The organism is Nitrosopumilus sp. (assembly GCF_025698945.1).
GTDB lineage: Archaea > Thermoproteota > Nitrososphaeria > Nitrososphaerales > Nitrosopumilaceae > Nitrosopumilus.
The window spans coordinates 195,687-219,692 of sequence record NZ_JAILWM010000001.1; the positions used below are offsets into that span (position 1 = coordinate 195,687).

The window sequence follows — 24,006 nt, forward strand, 5'->3', positions numbered from 1 at the left end:
TAACTAAAAGTGATTAAATGGCAAAAATAAGAGTAAGAAACGCAAGAGGTACTGGGTATATTGAAGTTGACAGTGAAGATGGAAAATGGCAAGGAGAAGAATTCAAAAAAGAACAAGATGCCAGAAAGGCAGCATCCAAAGACAAGTATATCACAGTAGGTCGCGGAACAAGCAAAATAAAATTTGGTGATATTCAAAGTACACCAACCAAATCCACAAAAGGTTTGTGGGTTAGTTCTGGACGAGGTACTGGAAAAAGAAAATTAAGTAAATAGATGTTGAGTATACCTCATCAAACTTTTTTAAAACAAACTTGATGATGATATTAATTGTAGAAAAAATAAAAGAGGTTTGCTCACTTGAAAGAACGAACCTTTCTTACTACTTTGTTATGATCTAATGATGCAGTAGTAGTGACATACAAAATATGATTTTTTCCTGCTGGAATAACTATGCGTTTTACCTTATCATATTCTGCCACTACATATTTGCATGGTCCAAGAGATTTTAGAAGCTTTTTTCTTAAGCTCCAATCTTTTGCAGCAGCCTTCAGTGATGCCAAACTCTGTTTTTTTGACACCAAAAGATTGACTTTCTTTGAACGTGCTGAAAATACCAATTTGCCTTTTAGATCGCACACACTGACAACTCTGACAGATGGGCTTACCTTCAAAACTTTTTCAACAGCTTCTTGAATTTCCATAATTAAAAGAAATCATTCTAGGTGATAAGATTTTCTAATGATCTTAAATATCATGTATTATTTTTGTAATTTTCATTTATTTCAAAAAATTCAAACCACTTGAAAATAAATCAATTAATAGAAAGATGCTGATTCGATGATTTTCTTAACGAAAAAATGATGCCTGATTAATTTTTTGTATAAATTATACACTAAAAGGGCAAACTTTTACAACCTTGGAATGTATCAGGAACCTTTTTGAAATGTTCTTGTGACTTACATCTATGTGCCAATAAGACCTAGTAGAAGAGATCCAGATGATGATGATCATGAAAACTCTGAAGATTAGACTTAATTTTGCATGATGCCCACAAATGGTATGTTTTAAAAATTCTAAAGTCGACCTATTTATTTGCCATATTTCTGGTTAAATCAAATGAAAAATTGGAATTTGATATTTGGAATTTTGATAATATCTAGTCCTATACTATTTTCAATGATTGCATTTCCTGATTCTATTGCGTGGAGTTGGAATGAAGGGCGAGGAGGATATTTCTTTGCACTAGTTTTTATCATTGCTGAATTAATCGGTCTGAAAATTGTTATTTCAAAAAAACGGCTCTTATCGGTAATACCAATGGCAATAGCAACAATTGCATATCTTATTTCACTAGAGTACGGTTTACGAGAATACATTATTGCATCTGCAGAATCTTTTGATGTCCAATTAATTTTTTCGTGGACATGGATGTGGGATTTTATAGTCATGGCTATTTTTACAGTAGCAACTTTGACTATATTTTTTGGAAAACGTTGGATTCGAATTGCACCTGCAGGTCCTATCTTTCTAACTGGTACTGCAATTATTTTATCACTAGATGCGTTTTTCCCATATGATACTTTGGGACCTCTTCAATACATTGTACCCTATTTTGTTCAAGCAAATGTTGGAATAATTACCATGTTGGATCTTGGAACTGCAGTTGCAAGAGATAATGTAATGTTCTTGAGAGGTGATCATGGGTCAATAGCTCTGCAAGTTTTCTGGCCATCTGCAGGCGTTCATAGCATCATAATCTTCTCTTTAGTAATTGGGGCATTTATGTTGAAAATGAACATCCCTAGAAACCGAAAAATCATTTATTTTATTTTAGGTATTATTGGAACAATTACTGTAAATCTAATCAGAATTTTTTCATTATCTTGGTATGCTCTCAAAGTAACAACAGATCCTGTCGCGTGGGAGGAATATCATAAAATTGCAGGCGAGATAATGTTTTTGCCATGGTTATTTGCCTTTATTTTGGTAGTCATTTTGATTGAATCCCGAAGACTCAAGAAAATTGAATCTCAAAAACAAACTTAGAAAAAACTTGTAATATCTCTTTGACCTTGAATTTCTGAAAGTTCGGCCACTTTTACTCCTAATCTTCTGATTGTAATGGTTTGATTTTCTAATGCTTCTTTTAGTAACTGGACTGCATTTTTTTGCAATTCCTCATAATTGGAAGTAGGATTTCTAAGCATTCTTGATTTTGATTTATTTGATAAATCTGATTGAACAAAATGAATTCCTATTGATTTGAAAGTTTTATTATTTTTAATAACAACATCATGAACTTCCTTACATAACTCAATTAAATTTTCTAGTAGAAAATCATAGTCTTTTGAATCTTTTTTTAGTGTAGTAATTTTGCTAAATTGAATACTTGGTTCTCTCTCCTTTACTGGTTCGTAATCTGTTCCTCTGACTGCATTGTAAATATAGGTGCCACTTTTTCTACCAAATTCCTTATGCAGAGTAAAAACATCCAACTTTTTTAAATCCTCGATAGTCTCTAATTTCATTTCTGAAAACTTCTGTTCTGTTTTCTTTCCAATTCCAGGAATAGTTCTAATTGGTAATGCATCTAAAAAAACTTCAATCTTGTTTGGTGGTACAACTGTGAGACCGTCTGGTTTTTTATAATCTGAAGCAATTTTTGAAATTAATTTATTTGGAGAAATTCCAATTGAACAACTAAGTTTTACTTTGTCTCTGATAGAATTTTTTATTTGCTGTGCTAAATGCATAGCTTTATCAAAATTACTGTCAATTCTTTTTGTAACATCCAAGTAAGCCTCATCTTTTCCAACATATTCAAAAATATCTGCAAAGTCTTTCATGACCTGCATAGCTTTATCCGAAATTTCAATATAGTAATCAAAATCTACTGGCAAAAACACCGCATCGTTTCTTTCTTCTAGTCTTTTTTTGGCAAAAGCAATTGGCATTCCTGATTTAACACCGTACTTTCTAGCAGTATAATTTGCTGTAGCAATTGCTCCACTATCTCCTCCTCTATCAGAATACACACAAACACATACTGGTTTTGATTTTAATTCTGGATTTCTAATTTCTTCACATTGTGCAAAAAAATAATCAAAATCTATGTGGAAAATCACTCTTGATTCCAACACTGATCAAAGCATTTTTGCTTATTACTATTTTACGTATTCATCTAAATATTGAGTAGTATAACCTATCTTGTGGATTATCCAGTTTCAGTAGATGATAAGGGTATTAATTTGAAACCTGAAAAAATGGAAAAAGAAAAACTCTATCATTGTATTTTTAAAGAAAAAGCCATATTGATTTTCAAAGATTCTCAGGACGTCTTGAATTGTTACGAAATTGAGGAAAAAGAACTAGTAGATAAAATTCGAATTTGTAATAATGAAGTCGATCTTGAAAAATTATTTGATGACTATCTCAAATCTCAGAACCTCAAAAATTAAATAAAAGCGAAAGAAAATTTTGTTGTAATAGGAATTCAAAATTGAGCGACTCTAAAAAATCAAAAGATGCAGAAGATATTTTATCAGAATTTGATTCTAGAAAAAAATCAGAGTCTCAACCAGAACCACAATTAGATGCACCTGAACCAGAACCACAATTAGATGCACCTGAACCAGAACCACAATTAGATGCACCTGAACCAGAACCACAATTAGATGCACCTGAACCAGAACCACAATTAGATGCACCTGAACCAGAAAGCACTGAAGAATCTACAAAATCTCAATATGATAAAGCAAAATATTTTTCTGATTCACCACATTCTACAGAAGAACGTGATGTAATCTTTGTCGGTACCAAACCTATAATGACTTATGTCTCAGCAACATTAACTCAACTATCTACACAACCAACTGTTACCATCAAAGCACGTGGAAAAAGAATTACTCAAGCTGTGGATGTTTCACAAATGATTGTTAAAAGAATGGATTCTGTTGGATATGTAATCAGTGATGTAAGAATTTCATCAGATTCTCTTACATCTCAAGATGGAAAACAAAGAAATGTCTCTACAATGGAAATTGACATTTCAAAAAACTAAATTAAGTTATTTTATTTTAATTGCAATTGGAATATTTTTTGTCGGTATTTTTGTTGGTTTTAGTGGATATTCATGTGGTGTTGAACATATGTTAATAATTAATGAAATTTCATTGTATGAAAAATCATTAGATCCAAATTTTTGTGAAGAGATTATTGAAAAAATTGATTTATTTAATGATACTTGTGAACCTGAGATTGAAATTTTAGATTGTGGATGAAGAAAAAACATCTTCTAAGTATGTGATTCCAAAATAAACTAACATTATGCTAAGCCCAACCATCAATATTTTATAATTTTTATTTGAAATAATTTTTCTACTTTTAGATGCCAAATATGAAACTGTCCCTAACCAAACAAAGTCCATCCAAATATGTAAAACAAACAAAATAAAAATTCCAGCAAATGCCCAAATAAGCATTGCATCTGATATTAATTTGAATCCAATTGTAAGCCACCACATTATAAAAAATGGATTTAATGCACTAAGTGCAATTCCAACTATGATGGGGTCTCTTTTTGATTCTGAAAAAAACGATTTATCTTTTTTAAATATTGTTTTAATTTGAAGAAATGCAAATACAAAAAGTGCTATTGCTCCAAAAATTGAAATTAAGTCTCTAAAATTATTTCCAATGGTAAAATTTTCTAAAGAAAATACTCCTATCCCTAACAATATTACTAATGGCAACTCTACAACTGTATGTCCAATTGCCATTTTGAGTCCTGTTTTAGTTCCTCCACGTAATCCGTATGATACATTTGCTGCAAATAATGGACCTGGAGCCATTACTCCCGAAGCAGAAATTACTATAACTGTTAATGCAAATTGAAATATTTGTTCCATAATTAATTAATGATTTTGGTTATGAAATAAACTTGATTGAAATAATTTACATGTACATTGAATCTTTGAGATTCCCTGCTTCCACTTGAGTTGCCTTCATGATTAGTTCAGCTTTCTCTGCTTCACTTTGTAATGCTGAAATATTGCATGATGCCCCTGGAATTAATTTAGACATTGCATTACAAAGATCTGCACTTGATTTGAAATCAGGTCCACTACCGCTAGTGTGAAAAATAATCACTATTACATCCTGTCCTGTCATGATTCCTTCATTTAATAAAATTCCAGGTATGCCTGGAATAGTTCCATGTTCTAGTACCTTTAATCCTGCATCTTTGATTTTTTTTCTTGCAGAGTCAGTGTTTCCAACACCTATCATTTCTCCATCCCCATCTTTTGATTTTATTGCAACACTGCTTAGAATTAATCCTATTTTGTGTTTAGTTGCCCACTTTAACATTGTTTTAGCTGCAATTCTATGAAATGATTGATCTAGCGTAAGATATGACAGAAATACTCCGACTTTCAAATCATTATTCACAAAAATCCTTGTAGGATAACTTGGCATTCCATTTTTAACAATGCTAATGGGAGGGAAAAAATCCGAATCAATTACTGCAGCTACATCAAAATTTGATGTGTGAATCATCGATTCAGAAGCAATTGCACTGCTAAACCCAACTGATGGAAATCCATCGATTAGATATCCTCCTTCTAAATTCACTGGTTTAATTTCTCTGATTCTTATTCTAGGTAGCAATGAATTATTTTTACATCTACTGAATAATAGCTTTTATCTAATTTCTAATCTATTTTTAATTTTGAAAGTAAACCTGCATAAATAAATGGCAATATCGTGGTAACTTCTGCATGAAGTGTTGCTTGTTTAGCTTTCTGTGTGACTTTACCCCATGATATTGCTTCTCTTACTAGAGCACCACTCAAACTTCCATCAAATTCTTGTGCCGTGGTGATGTAAAATGCATAATCCAATCCTTCTCTGTACTGATTCCACCATAATGTGTGATGTTTTGAAATTCCCCCACCAATCATAAAAGCTCCTGATTTTTCTGCTTTGAAAATTAATCCTGATAATAAATTAGCATCACCAGTCATGTTTAGTTTAAAATCACTGTGTTTTTGCGAGAATAACCAAATCTGACTTCCTACCGCACCATCCATTATTCCTGGAACTATTACATTGACATTGTTTTTGTATGCCCAAAAAAGAAATGAATCTTCTCCTAGATGCTTTCCAATCATCTTGCATATTTCTGCAGTTGTCATCTCTTTAACTCCATTTTGATATTCTTCTTCTAAAAATGACTGCATCTTTTCTTCAATTAATGGACCGTAACTATCCATGGGAACAAGTATATTCCCTAATCTGTGAATGTTTTGATCAGCTAATTCCATATCATCCATTGTAAAGGATCCTTCTTTGTACTTTGAAAAATGTCTTGCAATGTCATGGTCTAGCGCACCACATGTAGTAATTACAACATCAAACCACTTGTTTTTAATCATATTTTTTATAATTCCACGTAGCCCTGTAGATACCACTGCACCAACAAATGATACAAATTTGAGGCATTCTTTATCAGAAATCATTTCTGATAAAATTTCCAATCCGTCAGATAGATTTACTGACTCAAACCCTCCTGATTGAGACAATTCATCAAAAATTTTTTCAATTGATGTGTTAGCATCAATTTCTATATCCTTGACAGGACGACCTGGTTCTATCATAAATTTTCATCGTGGATGTCATGTATAAAATTCTGCCTTAATCTCAATAATTTTTTTAAGTACTAAGAAAACTTTAAACCCGCCTAATAACACCAAATTTCGAATGGTAGACCGAATTAAAGTTGGGTTGGTAGGGATTGGAAATTGTTTTTCTGGTTTGATTCAAGGAATTGAATACTATAGACAAAATCCTTCTCAACAAGTTATTGGAATTATTCATGAAAAATTAGCTGGTTATGGAATTCATGACATTGATTTTGTTTGTGGATTTGATGTTGGCGAAAATAAAGTCGGTAAGCCGCTAATGGAAGCAATCTATGAATATCCAAACATGGTTGATTGGGTTCCTAAAGAAACAATGCCAAAAACTGATGCCAAAGTCTATGAAAGCCCTGTGTTAGATGGGGTAGGGCTGTGGGTTGAAAATAGAGTCAAGCCTATTCAAAGTACTAAAACAACAGAAGAAATCGCTGAAGAAGTTAAAAAAGTTCTAAAAGATACTGGTGCTGAAATTCTTGTATCTTATTTACCTGTAGGCTCTGATAAAGTTACAGAGTTTTGGGCTCAAATTTGTCTTGATACTAATACTGCATTTGTAAACTGTATTCCTTCCTTTATTGCATCTGATGAAAAATGGGCAAAGAAATTTGAAGAAAAAAATATTCCTTGTATAGGTGATGATATTAAAGGACAAGTAGGAGCTACAATTGTTCATAGAACCTTAGCAAAATTATGTAACGATAGAGGTACAAAAATTGAAAAAACTTACCAAATCAACGTTGGTGGTAATACTGACTTTCTAAATATGAAAGAACAAGATAGATTGGTTTCAAAGAAAATTTCTAAAACGGAAAGTGTTCAAAGTCAACTTGATGAGAGACTTGATGATGATCAAATCTATGTCGGCCCTTCTGATTTTATTCCATTTTTAGGAAATACAAAACTCATGTTCATGAGAATAGAAGGTCGTCAATGGGCAAACATTCCATATAACATGGAAGTTCGTTTGGAGGTTGACGATAAAGCAAACTCTGCTGGCATTGTAATTGATGCTGTACGATTAGCAAAAATTGCCCTTGATAGGGGAGTGGGCGGTCCAATAAAACCAGCTAGTGCTTATTTGATGAAACATCCAATAGAGCAAACATCTGATGTTGCTGCAAAAATTGCTTGCGAAAAATTTGTTGCTGGCGAATAATTACTGAAACTTTTTTGCGTCACTAAATCTAGTTTTTCTACTTTTCTCGTACTTTACTAAATTGAATTCTTTAGTAATGCCACATTCACCTTGAATTTTAGACATTTTTGTTGTTACTATTTTGTTATTTTCCTTCAAATCTATGATGATACTATTGCCTCCAAATCTTTGATTTTCTACATTTGCTGCTAGAATTGGAATTCGATTCTCAAGTGCTCTGACCTGTACATACATTTGCCATGGAGTGATGCCTCTCCTAACAATTCTGCTTGGTGAGAATAGGACTTGGGCTCCTTTTTTTACAAGTGTGTTTGCAACATTTGGAAAAACCATGTCATAACAAATTATCACTCCAAATTTACAGGCTGTGTTGAAGATTTTAGCCTCATTTCCAGGCTTGATAATCTCTCGTTCATAGTCAAAAGGATGTATTTTCTCTTGCTTCCCAATAATTTCTCCCTCAGGCCCAATAATTGGCGAAACAATAGTTTTTGTGTTTTTTACAGACTCATAAAATGCCCCTGGAATGATAGTCATGGAATAATCTTTTGCAATTTTTTTAAAATCTGAAAATTCATCATCCAACGAAACGATCTCATTTTGTTTTAGCCATTGTTCTGGTAGGCACACAATATCTGTCTCTTTTTGTCCTAAATTTTTTAAAATCTTGGAGATTCTCAAAATCCCTTCCTTGTTTGTTTTGCATGATGATGTTTGAACTATTCCTAGTTTTACCATGAATTTACAACACCTGAATAGTAATTATAGGTAGGCTCCTTTTACGATCTTTTTTATTCATTAATAATTTTAACATCAACCGTTACGAAAAATTTGATACTAAAACAAGAAAAATTATGCAATTCTGTCAACTAAACTTGTTAATCATCGATTATCCTACCTATTGAGAAAACAATTCTATTGGTTCATGTTAAAAAAGTAGAGATCTTTGGATTCAAGTCATTTGGTTTTAAGAATACCACTGTTCAGTTTGAACCCGGACTTGTATCGATCTCTGGTCCTAACGGTTCTGGTAAAAGTAACATTCTAGATGCCATTATTTTTGCAATGGGTGAAAATAAACCCAAAGTTATGAGAGTTGACAAACTTAGATCATTAATTCATGATATTGAAGGAAATAGGCGGGGACCTAAAATGGCAAGATCTAGTGTTCACTTTGATAATTCTGATAGAAAAATTCCAGTTGATTCGGACATTGTAGAAATTACAAGAGAGATGGATGAAAATGGAGAGAATAACTACTATCTGAATAAAAAGAAAACAAACCGAAGCCATATTTTAGATCTACTTGACATGGCAAATGCTGGATTGGGACAACTAAACGCCGTTCAACAGGGAACCGTAACAAGAATTTCTGAATTTACTTCTGAAGAAAAAAGAAAAACTATTGAAGATTTGATTGGGCTATCTTACTTTGATGAAAAAAAGACAGAAGCTGTAAAACAACTAGATGAAGCAGATAGAAGATTAGAAATCGCACTTGCTAAAATGGGCGAAATTAAAAAACGAATTGATGAGCTAGAAGAAGAAAGAAATCAAAAATTGAGGCATGATATCTTAGAACGTGAACTAAATAGGTACAAAGCAATCTCTGCTGCTAATAAAATGAGGATCATTTCCGGTCAAAAATCCCTCAAAGAAGATAATTTGAAGACCATTACGGCTGAAATCGCCCAATTAGATACCGAACGTGATGCTATTAGAACAGAAATATCTGCTTTAGAATCTGAAAAATCTAAATTAATGGCAGAAGCAAATGATTACACTCAAGCAAAAGCCTCCCTTGATGCAGAAATTAGTTCTGCTATGGAACAATATGAGATAGATAATTCTGCAATTTCAGCTTCAAAGAAACGAATTGAGCAAATCGATTTTAGAATTCCTGAAATAAAATCTGAATTAGAAGATGTCAATGCAGCAAGAACAGACATTGAAACACAAATTCAAAAAATCAAAGAATCGATTGAAGAAACTAACCAAAAGAAAAGTAAAATCAATTCTGATTTAGAAATTGTAGATGCACAAAGAAATAAAATTTTAACTGAACAATCAGAAGCAGCTGCTAAAAGATCTGAAGTTGATAATAAAATCAAAATACTTGTTTCACAATTAAATGAAGCAAAATTAAAACTCTCAAAAGTTCAACATGAAAAAGATGAGTCTATAATTAAAATAAAAACAAACACTACAAAATTTAATGAATTAGAACAAGATATTGAAAAACTAACTGGTTACAAAACTCAGTTAGAGAATATGGTGAAAAATCATGATGCATCAATTACTGAAATAAAATCTAGGATTTTAAAGTTACAAGAAAGAAAATCCAAAATTAACAATGACATGGATGAATTGGGATTGATACTGGAAAAATCTAGTACTGCTGCAACTCAATATGAATCAAAAATAAATACTGTGAAAGGTTTCATGCATGAGGATTACACTGTTGCTAAATTAAAAGAAGATGCAGAAAAACTTGGCATAGAAGGATTAGTTTATGAAATGATATCTTGGGATAAACAATACGAACGTTCTGTTCTTGCTGTAAGTTCTGATTGGATTAAAGCGATTGTTGTAAAAGATTTTGCAACATTACTTACTATAGCAGAAGTCGCAAGAAGCAAAAAACTTCCTAAACTAAAGATCATTCCATTAGATGCTATTCCAAAGTTTAAACTAACATTGCCAAAAGAAAAAGGTGTTCTGGGAATTCTGGCAGATTATGTGGAATGCAATCCTGCATATTTGGCACTCAAGACGTTCCTATTTGGGAACATTGTGCTAACTGAGACGCGTGAATCTGCATATAATGTATCGAATTTAGGCTACAAATCTGTGACTCTTGATGGTGAATTTTTTGAAGCCAAAGGCGGTACTGTCGTCATTGATATTAATTCAAAGATTTCAAAACTCACAAAATTAATCTCAATGAGTAGCGATATTGATGGACTATTTCAATCGATTAGTTTGATAAAAAAATACCTTCAAAAGAAAAAACACACATTAAAAAAACTTGAAGATTCCATCCAATCTTATGCAGATCGACTATCTATTTCTGAAAATTCACTTACATCCACAAATGAAAATTACTCTAATTTGAAATCAAGAATAACATCCGCAATAAATATGAAAGAACAACTTGCAAAAAGAATCTCTTCCTTAACCGAAAGAAACTCTTCTATAGAATCTGAAATATCCACAAATGAATCTCATATAGAATCCCTAAATCAAAGAATTTCTATAGTTGAGGAAAATTATGCTAGTGGAGAACAAGAACGTATTGCTAGCGAATTGTCTAGAATCAATAATAAGAAAGCAGAGATTGAAAAACTCTACACTACAATAATGAATGAATATAGAGACAAATCATCACAATTAACTACATTACAAACACAAGATAACCGAGAACAATCTCAATCCAATAGACTCCATGATGAGGAAAACTCATTGAATCTTGAACGCCAAGAATTAGAAACTAAGATCAGCGAATTAGAAATTCAAAAGGAATCCAAAACTGAAATTCTTGTAAAGCTAAGAGAAAAAGAACAAGAACTAATATCCACATCTGGTTCTTCCATAGGACAACTCAAAGAATTTGATGATAAACTCAAAGTTTTATCTGAAAAGGACAGAGAACTTACTAAGCAAATCAATACCCTAGAGCGTCAATCTGATTCTCTAAATCGTGATTTACATGATCTTAATGAAAATGAATCTAAATTGCAACAAATTCTTTCCACATTTGGATTCACAAAAGACATGGAGACATTTGATGTTGACTCTATCGTACAAGGATTAACTGCTGAATTGAACTCCCTTAACGCATTAAATGCAAAAGCACCAGAAACCTACCTTGAGGTTTCATATGGATACCGTTCCATGTCTACTCGAAAGAATTCTCTTGAAGAAGAAAGAAACTCCATTGTTAAATTTATTGAAGATATTGAAAAAGACAAGCGTCAAACATTCTTAGATGCATTTGATAAAGTCGATAAAGAAATTAGATTAATTTTTAACAAAATGACTGGCGGTAATGCATGGTTAGAATTACAAAACGAAGATGATATATTTAATTCTGGAATTTCTTATCTAATTCAATTCCCAAACAAACCAAAAAGAGAATCTACATCTATCAGTGGCGGTGAAAAAACATTAGCTGCAATCGTATTTGTTCTTGCATTACAAAAACTAAAACCATCACCATTCTATCTCTTTGATGAAGTTGATGCTCATCTTGACGCACCCAACTCTGAAAGATTGGCAAATATTTTAGAAGAACGTTCCAAAGAGAGTCAATTCATTATGGTGTCTCTAAAAGATTCAGTGGTACAACGTGCAAAACTAATCTATGGAGTTTTTCCAAAAAATGGGGTTTCAAATGTTGTCACATACAAAGATAAACGCATGCCTTCTGTTCGAACTTCCTAATCTAATTCTGCATAACATGCACAAAAATGTCCGTCGGCAATTCTTTCTAATTTTGGTTCCACTTTACATTTGTCCATAAGATAAGGGCATCTTGATCTAAACCTGCATCCTTGATACACATCAATTTCAATTGGTTCGTTAATTCTAATTTTTTTTTCTTTGTGAAGATTAGATGGATCAGGTTCTGAAATTGCGTCAATTAATGCCTGTGTATAAGGATGCCTTGGTTTCAATAACACGTTGTTGATTGGTCCTATCTCTACAATTTTTCCAAGATACAAAATGGCAATTCTTTGTCCAAAATATCTTGCAGTTGCCAAATCATGCGTGATGTAGATAAATGATATCTGATATTTTTTCTGTAAATCGTGCATTAATTCAAGCATCTCTGCTCTTATTGACATATCAAGCATTGAGACAGGCTCATCGGCAATGATTATTTTTGGTTTTACTGATAGAGCCCTTGCTAAAACTACTCTCTGTCTTTGCCCTCCTGATAACATATGCGGATATTTTTTGATAATCTCATCTGAAGGTTCTAATTTTACTTCCTGCAATACCTCTCTTACTCTTTGCAACCTTTCATCTTTATTTCCTAAATTGTGAATTTCAAGCGGTTCTGCTATGATATCCCCAATTTTCATTCTAGGATTAATAGAATCATAAGGATCTTGATGTATCATTTGACAATTCATTCTAATTTTTTTAAGATTTTTTTCATCATTATCTATCTCTTGATTCTCAAAAATTATTTTACCAGAATCTGGTTGAATTGATTTTAAAATTAATTTGGCAATGGTTGATTTGCCTGAACCTGACTCTCCGGCCAAAACAAACACTTCTCCTTTATAAAGTGAAAATGTAATGTCATCTACTGCCTTGACAGTAGTAGTTTTTGAACCAAAAATTCCTTTCTTGATAAAATATTTTTTTAAATGCTCTACTTTGAGTAATTCACTCATCAATAATTAATGAATGACGAACTATATCAAGAAATATGATTTATGCGTAAAATTTAGGATAAAGCATTTATGTAAAAGGATAACGAATTTAATACTTGAGTGACACCATTCAAAAAAATCTAAATTACAAAAAATATGTAATAGATTCTAGATTACAATATTTTAAACCTCATTCAACAAAAATTGAGAAGACTTTTGCTGAAGACATATCTTCAAGTTTGGATGGCACTCCTAAATTCATTAATCCAAAATACTTTTACGACAAAAAAGGATCTGAATTATTTGAAAAGATATGTACCCTGCCTGAATATTATCCTACACGTACGGAAATCTCCATACTCAAAAACTTGCAAGATGAATTACCTGACTTTCTTGATCACAATTTCCGTTTAGTTGAATTAGGTAGTGGTTCGTCGACTAAAACCCGTTTGCTTTTGGATATTTTTACTAATTTTCAGAAAAAAATTGAATATTTCCCTATTGATATTTCTGAAATACTTACAGAAAGCTCTGAATTGTTATTGCAAGATTATGATAATTTACACATCACAGGTATTATCGATACATACGAGGGAGGTTTAGAATTTCTTAAAACATACGATGACAAGAAAAATCTGATAATTTTCTTAGGTTCAAGCTTTGGCAACTTTACGCCAAAAGATGGTTATCAATTTTTACAGAAAATTAATTCCACAATGAAACCTGGTGATCTATTTTTGATTGGACTGGATTTGGTAAAAGATAAAGATCTTTTAGAATCTGCTTATGATGATTCACAAGGAATCACGGCTGAATTCAATCTCAATGTTTTATCCCGAATCAATGATGAACTTGATGCTGATTTTGATTTGAATAAATTTGCCCACCGTGCAATTTACAACGACAAAGATCAAAGAATAGAAATGTATCTTCAGTCTTTAGTCAATCAATCAGTTATTATATCAAAATCTAATTTAACCTTGAATTTACAAAAGAACGAACTAATTCATACTGAATATTCACACAAATACCGTATATCTCAAATTCATGATTTTCTAACTAAAACAGGATTTAAAATTAAACATACTTGGTTAGATGATAATAATCATTTTTCATTAACTCTGGTCTCAAAAAATTAAATGTCTTCTACACATCTAAAGCCTGAAAAAAGCCATCTCTCGTCTAATCTGAAAAAATTTCTGTAACTTGCTCTAATTGACATTTGTGGTGTTGCAAATGAACCTCCTCTCAAAACTTTTTGATTTGTAAACCATTTGTCATTATATTCATCAAAACCTGATTTGAATCCTGGATATCCCATAAACTCTGATGATGTCCATTCCCAAACATCGCCTATCATTTGGTTGCATCCTGTTGGACTTGCTCCGTTTGGATAAGCACCGATCTCTGAACACCCCCAATTATATGACTCAAGTAAGTTGCATCTATCATCTGTTGGTTGATCATTTCCCCAAGGATAGATTGTTTTTTCTTGTTTTTCCTCATTCCAACAAGCAGCTTTTTCCCATTCTGCTTCTGTTGGAAGTCTTTTACCTGCCCACTTGCAAAAAGCATCTGCTTCGTAATAGCTTACATGACAAACTGGTTCATTGGGGTTTATTTTTCTTATTCCTAGGAAATCTCTGACATGCCAATCCCCATCAATTTTTTCCCAGTACATTGGTGCCTTCCAATTGTTACTTTCGACTTTCTCCCATCCGTCTGATAACCAATACTTGTATGTCTCATACCCGCCATCCTCAATAAATTTTAGATATTCTTTATTCGTAATTGGAAAAATATCTATTTTAAAATCATCTAGGTATACTTTGTGTTCAGGTAATTCAATGTCATAGCAAAAATCTGCTCCATTGTAACCCATGGTGTATATCCCTCCTTTGATAAGAACAGATTTCTTTTCAATATGATTTGGTTTTGGAATTAAATTTTTAGTTACTGGTTTGTATTGTTCTGCAAGAAGATGCTGTAAATCATACACTAAAAGTTCTTGATGCTGACATTCATGATGAAAACCCATTACGATTAATCTAACTGCTTCCTTGGTAAGCGTTTGAGATTCAATAAATCGTTCCACTCTTTGATTAATTGTATTAAAGTACTGGAATATCTGATCAACTGTTGGTCTTGAAACAACCCCACGTAATCCTTTATCGTGGGGTTTTCCAAATTGTTGGTAATACGAATTTAGATATTCGGAAAATTCATTTGAATAAAATTCATAATTTTTATCTAATTTACTCATAATTGCTTCATAAATCCAACTTACATGGCCAATATGCCACTTTGGAGGACTCATAAACGATGCAGTCTGAACCACAAAATCATCTTTTTCTAAAGTCTTAACTAAATTCAAAGTTCTGATCCTTGTTTCTCTAAATAATTCCAGCAATGACTTTTCTTCTTTTAATTCTGGATTGTTAGTCATATTCACAATTAATTTTTTCCACTATTATATTTGATCCTGAATTCAACATTGAAAATCTAACCAGTCTTTTTATCATCTTGTTATTCATTACTCTCATGTCAAATGATTCATTAAATGAAAAATGTGAATTGTTATTACGCCAACCTGAAATCCGCTTTGCAGGATTTTTGGATATGATGGGAAATCTTATTGTTGGTTCATTTAGACCTGGAGTAGAACCTCTGAAAAATGAGAATGATCGAAAAAAAATGTTCATTGAAGCAGTTTTGAGAATTCGCACAAGACAGGAGTTTGATGAGAATCTAGGACCTGTTGTTTATGCTGCAGCAAGACGAACTAATATTGTAACATTTACTTTCTTGATGAATAACAAAGTACTATTTGTCTCAGCAGAACCTGATGTGGATATTGATAAAACTGCTAACAAAATAATGAATTTGTGCCCTTCGTCAGAGATTATCTAATACCCTCTGGCAAAAATTGGAACTGATACGCTTTGTTGCTGACAATAAATACATTTTTTGTCTGAATTTTCACTATCAAACGGAATCAATCTGATATCTGCTCCTGTCTCTTCCTTGATTTTTTCTTCACATTCTAATTTTCCACACCAAGGAGAATTGATGAATCCACCTTTTTCAATTTTTGATTTAAAATCTGAATAATCTGCAATCTCTATGGTGTTTTGCATCGACTGTATTTTGGCACTCTTGAACATTTCATCTTGAATTTCATCTAAAATTGATGGGATTTTTTCTATTTTAGAAAAATTTAGGCTTGATTTTTCTCGGGTATGGCGCTTTGCGATTACAATACTTTCTTTTTCAATATCTTTTGGACCAATCTCTATTCGTAATGGAACTCCTTTTAATTCCCAATCATTGAATTTGAAACCAGGAGATAATCCTTCTCTGTCATCAACATGAATTCTAATTTCTTGTAATTCTAAATTTGATTTGATCTCTTGAACTTTTTCAAAAACTTTTTCTTTACCTTCATCATTTTTGTATATTGGTACAATAACTACTTGTGTTGGTGCGACTTTTGGTGGTAAAACTAGACCTTTGTCATCTCCATGAACCATGATCATTGCTCCAATCAATCTCCATGAAACCCCCCAAGATGTTTGCCATGCAAAATGTTCTACATTATCCTTGTCTGCAAATTTTACTTCAAAGGGTTTTGAAAAATTCTGTCCTAGAAAATGAGATGTTCCCATTTGTAATGCCTTGCCGTCTGGCATAATTGATTCCATTGTAGTTGTATACACTGCACCTACAAATTTTTCTTTTTCACTTTTTTTACCCGTGATTACTGGAATGGCAAGTTCTTCCTCAACCGTATTTTTGTATATCTCTAGAATTTTCATTACCTCTTTTTCTGCCTCTTCTTGAGTTGTATGAACCGTATGCCCTTCTTGCCACAAAAATTCCGATGTTCTAAGAAATGGTTTTGTAGCTTTGATTTCTGCTCTAAGTGCTGTATTCCAAAAATTAATTTTTAATGGTAAATCTCTCCAACTTTGAATCCATTTTGAATACAATGTATATGCTAGTGTTTCAGAAGTTGGTCGTAGTGCTAATCTATCCCCTACTTCATTAGTACCAGAATGAGTTACCCAAAAAACTTCAGGATTAAAACCTGCAAAATGTTTTTGTTCTTTTCCAAGGAGCGACTCTGGAATTAAAATTGGAAGAAAACCGTTCCTAATACCATTTTTACTGAACTTTGAATCAAATGTACTTCGTAATGATTCCCATATGGAATACCCGTCAGGTCTTAGAACGATTAGTCCTTTAACAGGTGCATAATCTGCAAGTTTTGCCTTTAGCACAACTTGAGTGTACCATTCACTAAAATCCTCATTTTTTGTAACTGTAATTCCTACTTCCTCTTTACTCAAACTAAATTTCAAAAACTAATTTAACTAATGAGCCTTTCGTGACTAATTTTGTTTTAAAATTATTTTAATGGATCCCCTTTGCAGAGAACTTTTCCCATTACCCTACTTTGAAAATTTGGACAAACAAAACACTGGATAAAGTGAATGTCTTCTTTCAAAACTGGACATTCTACGAATTCTTGTTTCATTTTTTTGAGCATTTTTGGGCTTACACCTTTCAACTTTAACTTGCCTTTTTCATCCATCATTCCTGATGCTTTTAGTTCGTCTTTTACGTCGTCTGGAAGCTTTTGTCTTCCTTCTCTTTCTTTAATCTCCACTTCGTATTTGTGTTCCAATTCTGCCATATGCTATACAATAACACTCGGTGATTTATTACTAGCGTTTTTTGGATCCCAAAACAGTTTAAACTTTAATATAATTAGCATTTTTTTTGCAAATTAGATTTCAATTGCTAATAATTTTTGATGTTGAGGGAGTTTTATACGATGAAGAATACCTTCCAATCCTTGCAGAGAAACTCCATAAAGAAGATGAAATTTGGGAAATAACAAAACAAGGAATTCAAGGAAAAATTAACTGGGAAGATGGATTGAAAACTAGAGTAGCAGCTCTAAAGGGATTGGATGAAAAAATTTGTCAAGACGTAGCTGATTCTCTACCTATAATGACTGGAGCAAAAGAGGCATGTCGTGTTCTAAAGGCAGCTGGATGGAAACTAATGGCTGTTTCTGGAGGGTTTACTTTGATGATGGATAGATTAAAACAAGAATTAGGGTTGGATTATGTTTATTCAAATGAATTGATTTTCAAAGATGGAAAATTAGATGGCGTTAAAATTATTGTTGATTCTGATAAATCAAAATCCGCAAAAATCAAAATTGCTGAGTGGGGTGAAAAAAAAGAAGACATTGTTTGTGTTGTAGATGGGGCAAATGATGTCAAACTATTTGATATTTGTGGACTAGGCATTGCTTATAGAGCACAAGATATTGTAAAAGATTTGGCAACTACAACACTTGAGGAAAAAGATCTATCTAAGATACTGGATATTATTAATAGACACTACAAATTAGAGTTAGAAACTACAGCAGCCACATAAACAATTTTTTACTCCCATACTTGAGATAAGTAGTTTGCAAATCATCCCACTTCATTTGGATAAAGAAATTGATACATCTGATGATGTATCAGAAATAATTCTGAATCTCTCTGAAATAAGTGATGGTGATATTTTGGTCATAGCACAAAAAATTATCTCAAAACAAGAAGGAAGAATTGTTAATTTGGATACAGTATCCCCATCTTTGTTGGCCAGTGGAATTGGCTCTCAATATCAAAAAGATCCTAGGATAATTGAATTGATTTTATCTGAAACAAAACGTATTGTTCGAATGAAAAATGGAATAATCATTGTAAGAACAAATGATGATTTTATTTGTGCCAACGCTGGTGTTGATGAAAGTAATGTGAAGAATGGATTTGCCACGCTACTTCCACTTAATTCAGATGAATCTGCATATCGTATACGAAAGAAAATTTATGAAAAAACTAAAAAAAATGTTGGAGTGATAATTACTGATACATTTGGACGCCCATTTCGTATGGGTCAGACCAACTGTGCAATAGGAGTTTCCGGACTCCTACCAATCCTTGATTATGCTGGAATGAAAGATTCATTTGGAAAAATTATGCGTGTTTCGGCAATTGCTGTAGCTGATGAAATTTCTTCTGCAGCAGAATTGGTTATGGGTAAAGTTTCAAAATGCCCTATTGCTATTGTTCGTGGTTACTCTTTTAACGAATCTGACAATTCATCTAAAGAATTGATACGACCAGAAAATGAAGATCTCTTTAGATGAACTTACTTTTTTCAATAGGATTATAATCTAAAGAAGAAAATTTCATGTGAAAATGCCAATTAAAGCTGAACTGCACTGTCATAACTCTTTTTCAAATTTCCATGTAGGTGATGATGAGCCTCCCTATGATTGTAATATTTCTATAAGAGAACAACTTGAAAGATCCTATAATTTAGGATTAGATGCAATTTTTGTTACAAATCATAACACGCTTGATGGATATCATCAATTATTAGAATACAAAAACGATCACCAGAAATTCAAAAACATTGATGTTTTCCCTGCAGAAGAAATCACAACAAATACTGGCGCACATGTACTTGCTTATGGAATACATGAAGCTATTTCTCCTGGACTCTCTCTTGATGAAATAATAGACGAGGTGAGAAAACAGGGAGGTGTTTCATCTGCTCCTCATCCGTTTAGCCTCCTTGATGCTTTAAGAAATGATGCAAAAAAATGTGACATGGTTGAAGTTTTCAATAGTAATAATGTTGATGTTCTCTCAAATGCCAAGGCCACAGAATTTGCATTGGATAATAAAATGATTCAAGTAGCAGGAAGTGATTCTCATGTACTATCCACCTTAGGCAGATGTGTGAATGTAATTGATTCAGAAAATAATCTAGATGATATTTTATATTCCATGAAGCGAGGAAAAATCGAAATTTCTCAGACTGGGTATGCTTTACAAAATGAGACACTTGATCATCTCAAATACAAAATAAATAATTCTAAAGAATATCTTGTAGATTATATCTCTGAACATTACCCAAATGCTAAATGGCTTTTGACATTGATGTTGAGAATCTACGATTCAAATCAAAACAGTCATGTCTGGTCTTTGTTTTATAAAATTGCAATTTATTTAATGAAAAGAATTTCCAAAAAAATAAACTTTCAAAATCATGATCCTAGTTTTATGAAAGACAGAAATTTAGCTACTATGTTCAAAATGGCTTTATAATTTCAAGTAGGACAAGCTAAACTCGAATAGCTTTTAATATGACAAAACGGCCTTCTTGAATTAGATACTATGTCTGAATCAGCTGAAAAAAAATTAGATGCAACAGGATTATTTTGTCCTGAACCTGTCTTTAGAACAAAAATTGAAATCGAACGGATGCAAGTTGGTGAAACACTTACTGTGTCTGCCGATGATCCAGCTGCTGAAGATGATATTTCTAGATGGGTTACAAGAAATGGTCATGAATTACTTGATATGTCTAAAAATGGCGAAGTGATTACATTCAAAATTAAAAAGGTGAGATAGTCAACATTATGACTACTGTTGCTGATACTGATGTTTTAAATCGAGTTGGAAACACTCCTTTAGTCAAATTAGATTCTTTATCGCATAATTCCACTGAATTCTTTGCAAAATTGGAAGGTCACAATCCATTTGGTTCTGTTAAAGATAGAGCTGCATACTGGATGATTAAAGATGGTGAAGAAAGAGGAATTTTAACTAAAGGTAAAAGTATCATAATTGAACCAACTTCTGGAAACACCGGAATTGCCTTAACTGGAATTGCCAATGTATTAGGATACAAAGTTGAGATAGTAATTCCAGAAAAAGCTAGTAATGAAACTAAAGAAATCATTAGAAATCTTGGCGCAAAAGTTTTTGAAACCAGCGATGATTTATGTCCAAAAGTTGGTGCAGGAACTGATCAGAGTATAGCCTTAGCTACATCCATTGCATCTTCAAGACCTGACACATATTATTCTCCAAACCAATATGCCAATGAGGCAAATTTTAAGGGGCATTATGTTGGTACTGGTCCTGAAATATGGAAACAAACAGAAGGTAAGGTCACTCACTTTTTTACTGGAGTTGGTACTGGAGGAACCATAACTGGAATTGGAACTTTTCTAAAAGAAAAAAATCCTAATATCAAAATAATTGGATGTCAACCACAACAAAATCATCTCATTCAAGGTTGGAGAAATTTTGAAGAATCTGCAAAACCTGATCTATTTTTAAAAAGAGAATCTGTTGTTGATGATTGGATTTCTGTAGATAATTCAGAAGCATTTTCAGTGGTTAAGGAAGTTTTTGAAAAAGACAGACTTCTGATCAGCCCTTCATCTGCAGCAGTATATGCCTGCATGAAAAAGTATTTCATAGATGGAGATGCATGTGTAGTGGGAATTTTTGCTGATGATGGAAGGAAATTCAAAAGTGTTTATGATACACAAAATATCATGACTGAAGACGAATTTGAAAATGCTCTAAAAGAAGCAAAACACATGTCTGAGTTAGCCTATTAGTTTTGATTCTCAATTAATTTTTTAAGATTTTTTTCATAAAATTCTCTAAAAAATGTATTCATATCCATTTCATGATGAAGACATTTGTTACTTTGCTCTTTGATCTGATTTCTAATTTCTTTACTCCATTGACTTTGTTGTTTGTCTTTAGAATTTATTACAGATGGAGTTTCTTTGATTTTCTCCATTATTTCTATTAATGATAATCCTAGTTGACGAAATTTACTTGTGCGTAATAAGAAAATTTGTGATTCTTCTTTATTTACTAAATTCATTAATGTGTATACTTGATTATAGTATTCCATTCCTTTTTCATTATATTTTTTGAAATCTTGAATTCTTTTTTCCCAGTATTCTTTGGATGTTTTTTCTTCTACTCTATAACTAAACTGAATTTCACCTAACTCCATTCCTAATTTGGCAAGTTTTTCACTGTATTTTCTAGCCTCGTTTTTTAACTCATTTGGATCTTGGCTCACAATTTCTAATTTTTCTTCCAACAATAAAGAGTTTAGATCTGTGATTTTTTCCAAAAATTCAATGATTTTTCCCCAAGTTCATTAATGCATTTTTCACATAATGAATCCCATTCGTCTATTCCAATCTTTTCAAAATAATCTAATGACCACCTGTAAGTCGGAATTTTTCTATATTGAAATTGTTGTATTGTATAGATTTCTTTTTCTTTAAAATTCATCGAACATTTTTTGCATTGCGCATTCTTCATTCTTTCTTATCTGAACTTTCAGTAAGATACTTGTCTAAATCAATTGCAGCCATGCATCCGTATCCTGCTGCAGTAATTGCCTGTCTGTAATTTCTATCATGAACATCTCCGGCTGCAAAAACACCTTCTACATTTGTATGGGTTTTATTTTTAAGAACTATGTATCCTTCATCATCTAAGTCAATTTGACTTTTGAATAATTTTGTGTTTGGTTCATGACCAATTGCTACAAACAATCCTCCTACATCGAGAGTTGATTCTTCATTAGTTTTTAGATTTTTTAAAACTGCTTTTTGCATTTTTTGATCTCCTTTAATATCTACTACTGCTGAATCCCAGTGAAATTTTATTTTTTCATTATTGAATGCTCTTTCTTGCATCACTTTACTTGCTCTTAATTCATCTCTTCTATGAACAAGGTGAACCGTAGTTGCAAACTTTGTAAGAAAAGTAGCTTCTTCAATTGCAGAATCTCCTCCGCCAACTACAACTAGTTCTTGATTTCTAAAAAATGGACCATCACATGTGGCACAATAAGATACTCCTTTCCCTGCAAAGGTTTTCTCGCCTTCTAAACCGATTTTTCGAGGATTTGCGCCCGTGGCAATAATTATTGCACGTCCTTCATACTCTTCTGAAGCTGTTAACACTTTGAATGGCTTGTGTCTGAAATCAACATCTACTGCCTCATCATCTACAATCGTTGTTCCCATTCTTTGAGACTGTTTTCGCATTTCAATCATTAAATCAGGACCCATGATCCCCTGCTCAAATCCCGGGTAATTTTCAACTTCAGTTGTATTTACTAACTGTCCTCCTGGAAGTATTCCTGACAAAATTAAAGTATCATATCCTGCTCTTGAACAATAAATTCCTGCGGTGTATCCTGCTGGTCCTGCGCCAATTATTACTACATCAAATTTTGTTTTCTTTTTATCTGGCATTTTTGGATTATCGTCATTAGTTTCTAGAACTACTGCTCCACTGTCTGCTGCCATCATGATGATAAATCTCTTAAATTCAATAATTTAAGTGAATATCTTTTTAATTACTTGTCTTTCATTCTCAATAGTATCTGATCACAGACTCTTCGCATTTGTGAATCTGATCCTAGACTAGAAATTCTTACAATATCTGTTGTCGTAATTATTCCTATTATTTTTTCATCCTCTAATACTGGAAGTTTATGAATTGTTTTTTGTTTCATCATTTCAGATGCTTCCCAAATTGTTTCTTCTTGATCAATTGTTATTAACGGGGATGACATAACCTCTGAAATTTCAGTAAATAATGGCCTTCCTTCGGCAGCCACTTTTGTAACAAAGTCTCTTTCTGTAACAATCCCTACTGGTTTTAAGTCATCAGTGACAACTACACACCCTACATTGGATTTGTGCATTTTTTCTGCCGCCTCTTGAATTGATGTTGATTTATCTACAGTAAGTACATTTTTACTCATAACTTGATTCACAAATGTACTATCCATGAATACAATCTGGGAATCAATTATTTGAGATAAATTCTAAATTATCACTAGTGAAAATCAATTAAGAT

27 protein-coding genes are annotated in these 24,006 nt (G+C 32.5%); 14 read left to right on the top strand and 13 right to left on the bottom strand.

Annotated features, from left to right (window positions below):
• Positions 1-17 precede the first annotated feature (17 nt).
• Positions 18-275, top strand: a complete 258-nt coding sequence (locus K5790_RS01265; protein WP_297591906.1) for a hypothetical protein — start codon at positions 18-20, stop codon at positions 273-275.
• 80 nt (positions 276-355) lie between these two features.
• Here the strand turns inward: K5790_RS01265 and K5790_RS01270 are convergent, their stop codons facing one another.
• A complete protein-coding gene (locus tag K5790_RS01270; RefSeq protein WP_297591907.1) occupies positions 356-703 on the bottom strand; it encodes a hypothetical protein in 348 nt (115 codons plus the stop codon).
• A gap of 415 nt (positions 704-1,118) precedes the next feature.
• Between K5790_RS01270 and artG the strand changes: the two genes are divergently transcribed.
• Entirely contained in the window at positions 1,119-2,048 is a 930-nt protein-coding gene (artG, locus tag K5790_RS01275) for a thaumarchaeosortase (protein WP_297591908.1), read from the top strand.
• On the opposite strand, the gene dinB is transcribed toward artG, so the two are convergent.
• Positions 2,045-3,139, bottom strand: coding sequence for a DNA polymerase IV (gene dinB, locus K5790_RS01280; RefSeq protein ID WP_297591909.1), 1,095 nt, complete (start codon positions 3,137-3,139; stop codon positions 2,045-2,047). The genes artG and dinB overlap by 4 nt on opposite strands.
• Before the next feature lie 72 nt (positions 3,140-3,211).
• Between dinB and K5790_RS01285 the strand changes: the two genes are divergently transcribed.
• The 3 genes from K5790_RS01285 to K5790_RS01295 all read left to right on the top strand — a co-directional run bounded on the left by K5790_RS01285 (position 3,212) and on the right by K5790_RS01295 (position 4,282).
• On the top strand, positions 3,212-3,460 hold the full coding sequence (locus K5790_RS01285; protein ID WP_297592960.1) for a hypothetical protein: 249 nt from the start codon (positions 3,212-3,214) through the stop codon (positions 3,458-3,460).
• A gap of 344 nt (positions 3,461-3,804) precedes the next feature.
• Entirely contained in the window at positions 3,805-4,062 is a 258-nt protein-coding gene (locus tag K5790_RS10750) for a DNA-binding protein (RefSeq protein ID WP_367182850.1), read from the top strand.
• Positions 4,043-4,282, top strand: a complete 240-nt coding sequence (locus K5790_RS01295) for a hypothetical protein (protein ID WP_297591911.1) — start codon at positions 4,043-4,045, stop codon at positions 4,280-4,282. Before K5790_RS10750 ends, K5790_RS01295 begins: the two co-directional genes overlap by 20 nt.
• Here K5790_RS01295 and K5790_RS01300 read toward each other — a convergent pair.
• The 3 genes from K5790_RS01300 to K5790_RS01310 are packed head-to-tail and all read right to left on the bottom strand — an operon-like array spanning position 4,268 to position 6,658.
• Positions 4,268-4,909: a LysE family transporter gene (locus tag K5790_RS01300; protein WP_297591912.1), complete on the bottom strand. Its 642-nt coding sequence runs from the start codon at positions 4,907-4,909 to the stop codon at positions 4,268-4,270. The two genes, K5790_RS01295 and K5790_RS01300, sit on opposite strands and share 15 nt — an antisense overlap.
• A gap of 46 nt (positions 4,910-4,955) precedes the next feature.
• Complete coding sequence (locus tag K5790_RS01305; protein ID WP_297591913.1) at positions 4,956-5,669, bottom strand: PAC2 family protein; 714 nt, start codon at positions 5,667-5,669, stop codon at positions 4,956-4,958.
• A gap of 44 nt (positions 5,670-5,713) precedes the next feature.
• Positions 5,714-6,658, bottom strand: a complete 945-nt coding sequence (locus K5790_RS01310) for a deoxyhypusine synthase (RefSeq protein ID WP_297591914.1) — start codon at positions 6,656-6,658, stop codon at positions 5,714-5,716.
• 103 nt (positions 6,659-6,761) lie between these two features.
• Between K5790_RS01310 and K5790_RS01315 the strand changes: the two genes are divergently transcribed.
• A complete protein-coding gene (locus tag K5790_RS01315) occupies positions 6,762-7,856 on the top strand; it encodes an inositol-3-phosphate synthase (RefSeq protein ID WP_297591915.1) in 1,095 nt (364 codons plus the stop codon).
• On the opposite strand, the gene K5790_RS01320 is transcribed toward K5790_RS01315, so the two are convergent.
• Positions 7,857-8,594, bottom strand: a complete 738-nt coding sequence (locus K5790_RS01320; protein WP_297591916.1) for a carbon-nitrogen hydrolase family protein — start codon at positions 8,592-8,594, stop codon at positions 7,857-7,859.
• A gap of 180 nt (positions 8,595-8,774) precedes the next feature.
• On the opposite strand from K5790_RS01320, the gene K5790_RS01325 reads away from it, so the two are divergent.
• Positions 8,775-12,299, top strand: a complete 3,525-nt coding sequence (locus K5790_RS01325) for a chromosome segregation SMC family protein (RefSeq protein ID WP_297591917.1) — start codon at positions 8,775-8,777, stop codon at positions 12,297-12,299.
• Here the strand turns inward: K5790_RS01325 and K5790_RS01330 are convergent.
• Complete coding sequence (locus K5790_RS01330) at positions 12,296-13,261, bottom strand: oligopeptide/dipeptide ABC transporter ATP-binding protein (RefSeq protein WP_297591918.1); 966 nt, start codon at positions 13,259-13,261, stop codon at positions 12,296-12,298. The two genes, K5790_RS01325 and K5790_RS01330, sit on opposite strands and share 4 nt — an antisense overlap.
• 95 nt (positions 13,262-13,356) lie before the next feature.
• On the opposite strand from K5790_RS01330, the gene egtD reads away from it, so the two are divergent.
• A complete protein-coding gene (gene egtD, locus K5790_RS01335) occupies positions 13,357-14,379 on the top strand; it encodes an L-histidine N(alpha)-methyltransferase (RefSeq protein ID WP_297591919.1) in 1,023 nt (340 codons plus the stop codon).
• On the opposite strand, the gene egtB is transcribed toward egtD, so the two are convergent.
• On the bottom strand, positions 14,376-15,686 hold the full coding sequence (egtB, locus tag K5790_RS01340) for an ergothioneine biosynthesis protein EgtB (protein WP_297591920.1): 1,311 nt from the start codon (positions 15,684-15,686) through the stop codon (positions 14,376-14,378). The genes egtD and egtB overlap by 4 nt on opposite strands.
• Positions 15,687-15,781: 95 nt before the next feature.
• Between egtB and K5790_RS01345 the strand changes: the two genes are divergently transcribed.
• On the top strand, positions 15,782-16,150 hold the full coding sequence (locus K5790_RS01345; protein WP_297591921.1) for a DUF6659 family protein: 369 nt from the start codon (positions 15,782-15,784) through the stop codon (positions 16,148-16,150).
• Here K5790_RS01345 and proS read toward each other — a convergent pair.
• Together proS and K5790_RS01355 are read right to left on the bottom strand one after the other, a co-directional pair.
• The gene (gene proS, locus K5790_RS01350; RefSeq protein WP_297591922.1) at positions 16,147-17,589 is read right to left on the bottom strand and encodes a proline--tRNA ligase; all 1,443 of its coding nucleotides are present in this window, start codon (positions 17,587-17,589) and stop codon (positions 16,147-16,149) included. The two genes, K5790_RS01345 and proS, sit on opposite strands and share 4 nt — an antisense overlap.
• A gap of 59 nt (positions 17,590-17,648) precedes the next feature.
• The gene (locus K5790_RS01355; protein ID WP_297591923.1) at positions 17,649-17,936 is read right to left on the bottom strand and encodes a hypothetical protein; all 288 of its coding nucleotides are present in this window, start codon (positions 17,934-17,936) and stop codon (positions 17,649-17,651) included.
• 104 nt (positions 17,937-18,040) lie between these two features.
• On the opposite strand from K5790_RS01355, the gene serB reads away from it, so the two are divergent.
• The 5 genes from serB (at position 18,041) to K5790_RS01380 (ending at position 21,725) form a co-directional block, all read left to right on the top strand.
• Complete coding sequence (serB, locus tag K5790_RS01360) at positions 18,041-18,691, top strand: phosphoserine phosphatase SerB (RefSeq protein WP_367182851.1); 651 nt, start codon at positions 18,041-18,043, stop codon at positions 18,689-18,691.
• A gap of 34 nt (positions 18,692-18,725) precedes the next feature.
• The gene (gene cofE, locus K5790_RS01365) at positions 18,726-19,451 is read left to right on the top strand and encodes a coenzyme F420-0:L-glutamate ligase (RefSeq protein ID WP_297591925.1); all 726 of its coding nucleotides are present in this window, start codon (positions 18,726-18,728) and stop codon (positions 19,449-19,451) included.
• 52 nt (positions 19,452-19,503) lie between these two features.
• A complete protein-coding gene (locus K5790_RS01370; RefSeq protein WP_297591926.1) occupies positions 19,504-20,418 on the top strand; it encodes a PHP domain-containing protein in 915 nt (304 codons plus the stop codon).
• A gap of 69 nt (positions 20,419-20,487) precedes the next feature.
• Complete coding sequence (locus K5790_RS01375; protein ID WP_297591927.1) at positions 20,488-20,724, top strand: sulfurtransferase TusA family protein; 237 nt, start codon at positions 20,488-20,490, stop codon at positions 20,722-20,724.
• 8 nt (positions 20,725-20,732) lie between these two features.
• The gene (locus K5790_RS01380; RefSeq protein ID WP_297591928.1) at positions 20,733-21,725 is read left to right on the top strand and encodes a cysteine synthase family protein; all 993 of its coding nucleotides are present in this window, start codon (positions 20,733-20,735) and stop codon (positions 21,723-21,725) included.
• On the opposite strand, the gene K5790_RS01385 is transcribed toward K5790_RS01380, so the two are convergent.
• From K5790_RS01385 to K5790_RS01395, 3 genes are all read right to left on the bottom strand, one after another.
• Positions 21,722-22,258, bottom strand: coding sequence for a hypothetical protein (locus tag K5790_RS01385; RefSeq protein WP_297591929.1), 537 nt, complete (start codon positions 22,256-22,258; stop codon positions 21,722-21,724). The two genes, K5790_RS01380 and K5790_RS01385, sit on opposite strands and share 4 nt — an antisense overlap.
• A 190-nt stretch (positions 22,259-22,448) precedes the next feature.
• Positions 22,449-23,453 (bottom strand): thioredoxin-disulfide reductase, encoded by a 1,005-nt coding sequence (gene trxB / locus K5790_RS01390; RefSeq protein ID WP_297591930.1) that lies wholly within the window; start codon positions 23,451-23,453, stop codon positions 22,449-22,451.
• 47 nt (positions 23,454-23,500) lie between these two features.
• Positions 23,501-23,938 carry a CBS domain-containing protein gene (locus tag K5790_RS01395; protein WP_297591931.1) on the bottom strand — a complete coding sequence of 146 codons (438 nt, stop codon included), beginning with the start codon at positions 23,936-23,938 and terminating at the stop codon, positions 23,501-23,503.
• Positions 23,939-24,006: the final 68 nt, after the last annotated feature.

What these genes read in the sequence shown, in the direction of transcription:
- K5790_RS01265 (WP_297591906.1), top strand. Translation starts at nt 18, where the DNA reads ATGGCAAAAATAAGAGTAAGAAACGCAAGAGGTACTGGGTATATTGAA.
- K5790_RS01270 (WP_297591907.1), bottom strand. Translation starts at nt 703, where the DNA reads ATGGAAATTCAAGAAGCTGTTGAAAAAGTTTTGAAGGTAAGCCCATCT.
- artG (WP_297591908.1), top strand. Translation starts at nt 1,119, where the DNA reads ATGAAAAATTGGAATTTGATATTTGGAATTTTGATAATATCTAGTCCT.
- K5790_RS01300 (WP_297591912.1), bottom strand. Translation starts at nt 4,909, where the DNA reads ATGGAACAAATATTTCAATTTGCATTAACAGTTATAGTAATTTCTGCT.
- K5790_RS01310 (WP_297591914.1), bottom strand. Translation starts at nt 6,658, where the DNA reads ATGATAGAACCAGGTCGTCCTGTCAAGGATATAGAAATTGATGCTAAC.
- K5790_RS01315 (WP_297591915.1), top strand. Translation starts at nt 6,762, where the DNA reads ATGGTAGACCGAATTAAAGTTGGGTTGGTAGGGATTGGAAATTGTTTT.
- K5790_RS01320 (WP_297591916.1), bottom strand. Translation starts at nt 8,594, where the DNA reads ATGGTAAAACTAGGAATAGTTCAAACATCATCATGCAAAACAAACAAG.
- K5790_RS01330 (WP_297591918.1), bottom strand. Translation starts at nt 13,261, where the DNA reads ATGAGTGAATTACTCAAAGTAGAGCATTTAAAAAAATATTTTATCAAG.
- egtB (WP_297591920.1), bottom strand. Translation starts at nt 15,686, where the DNA reads ATGACTAACAATCCAGAATTAAAAGAAGAAAAGTCATTGCTGGAATTA.
- K5790_RS01345 (WP_297591921.1), top strand. Translation starts at nt 15,782, where the DNA reads ATGTCAAATGATTCATTAAATGAAAAATGTGAATTGTTATTACGCCAA.
- K5790_RS01355 (WP_297591923.1), bottom strand. Translation starts at nt 17,936, where the DNA reads ATGGCAGAATTGGAACACAAATACGAAGTGGAGATTAAAGAAAGAGAA.
- K5790_RS01370 (WP_297591926.1), top strand. Translation starts at nt 19,504, where the DNA reads ATGCCAATTAAAGCTGAACTGCACTGTCATAACTCTTTTTCAAATTTC.
- K5790_RS01375 (WP_297591927.1), top strand. Translation starts at nt 20,488, where the DNA reads ATGTCTGAATCAGCTGAAAAAAAATTAGATGCAACAGGATTATTTTGT.
- K5790_RS01380 (WP_297591928.1), top strand. Translation starts at nt 20,733, where the DNA reads ATGACTACTGTTGCTGATACTGATGTTTTAAATCGAGTTGGAAACACT.
- trxB (WP_297591930.1), bottom strand. Translation starts at nt 23,453, where the DNA reads ATGATGGCAGCAGACAGTGGAGCAGTAGTTCTAGAAACTAATGACGAT.
- K5790_RS01395 (WP_297591931.1), bottom strand. Translation starts at nt 23,938, where the DNA reads ATGGATAGTACATTTGTGAATCAAGTTATGAGTAAAAATGTACTTACT.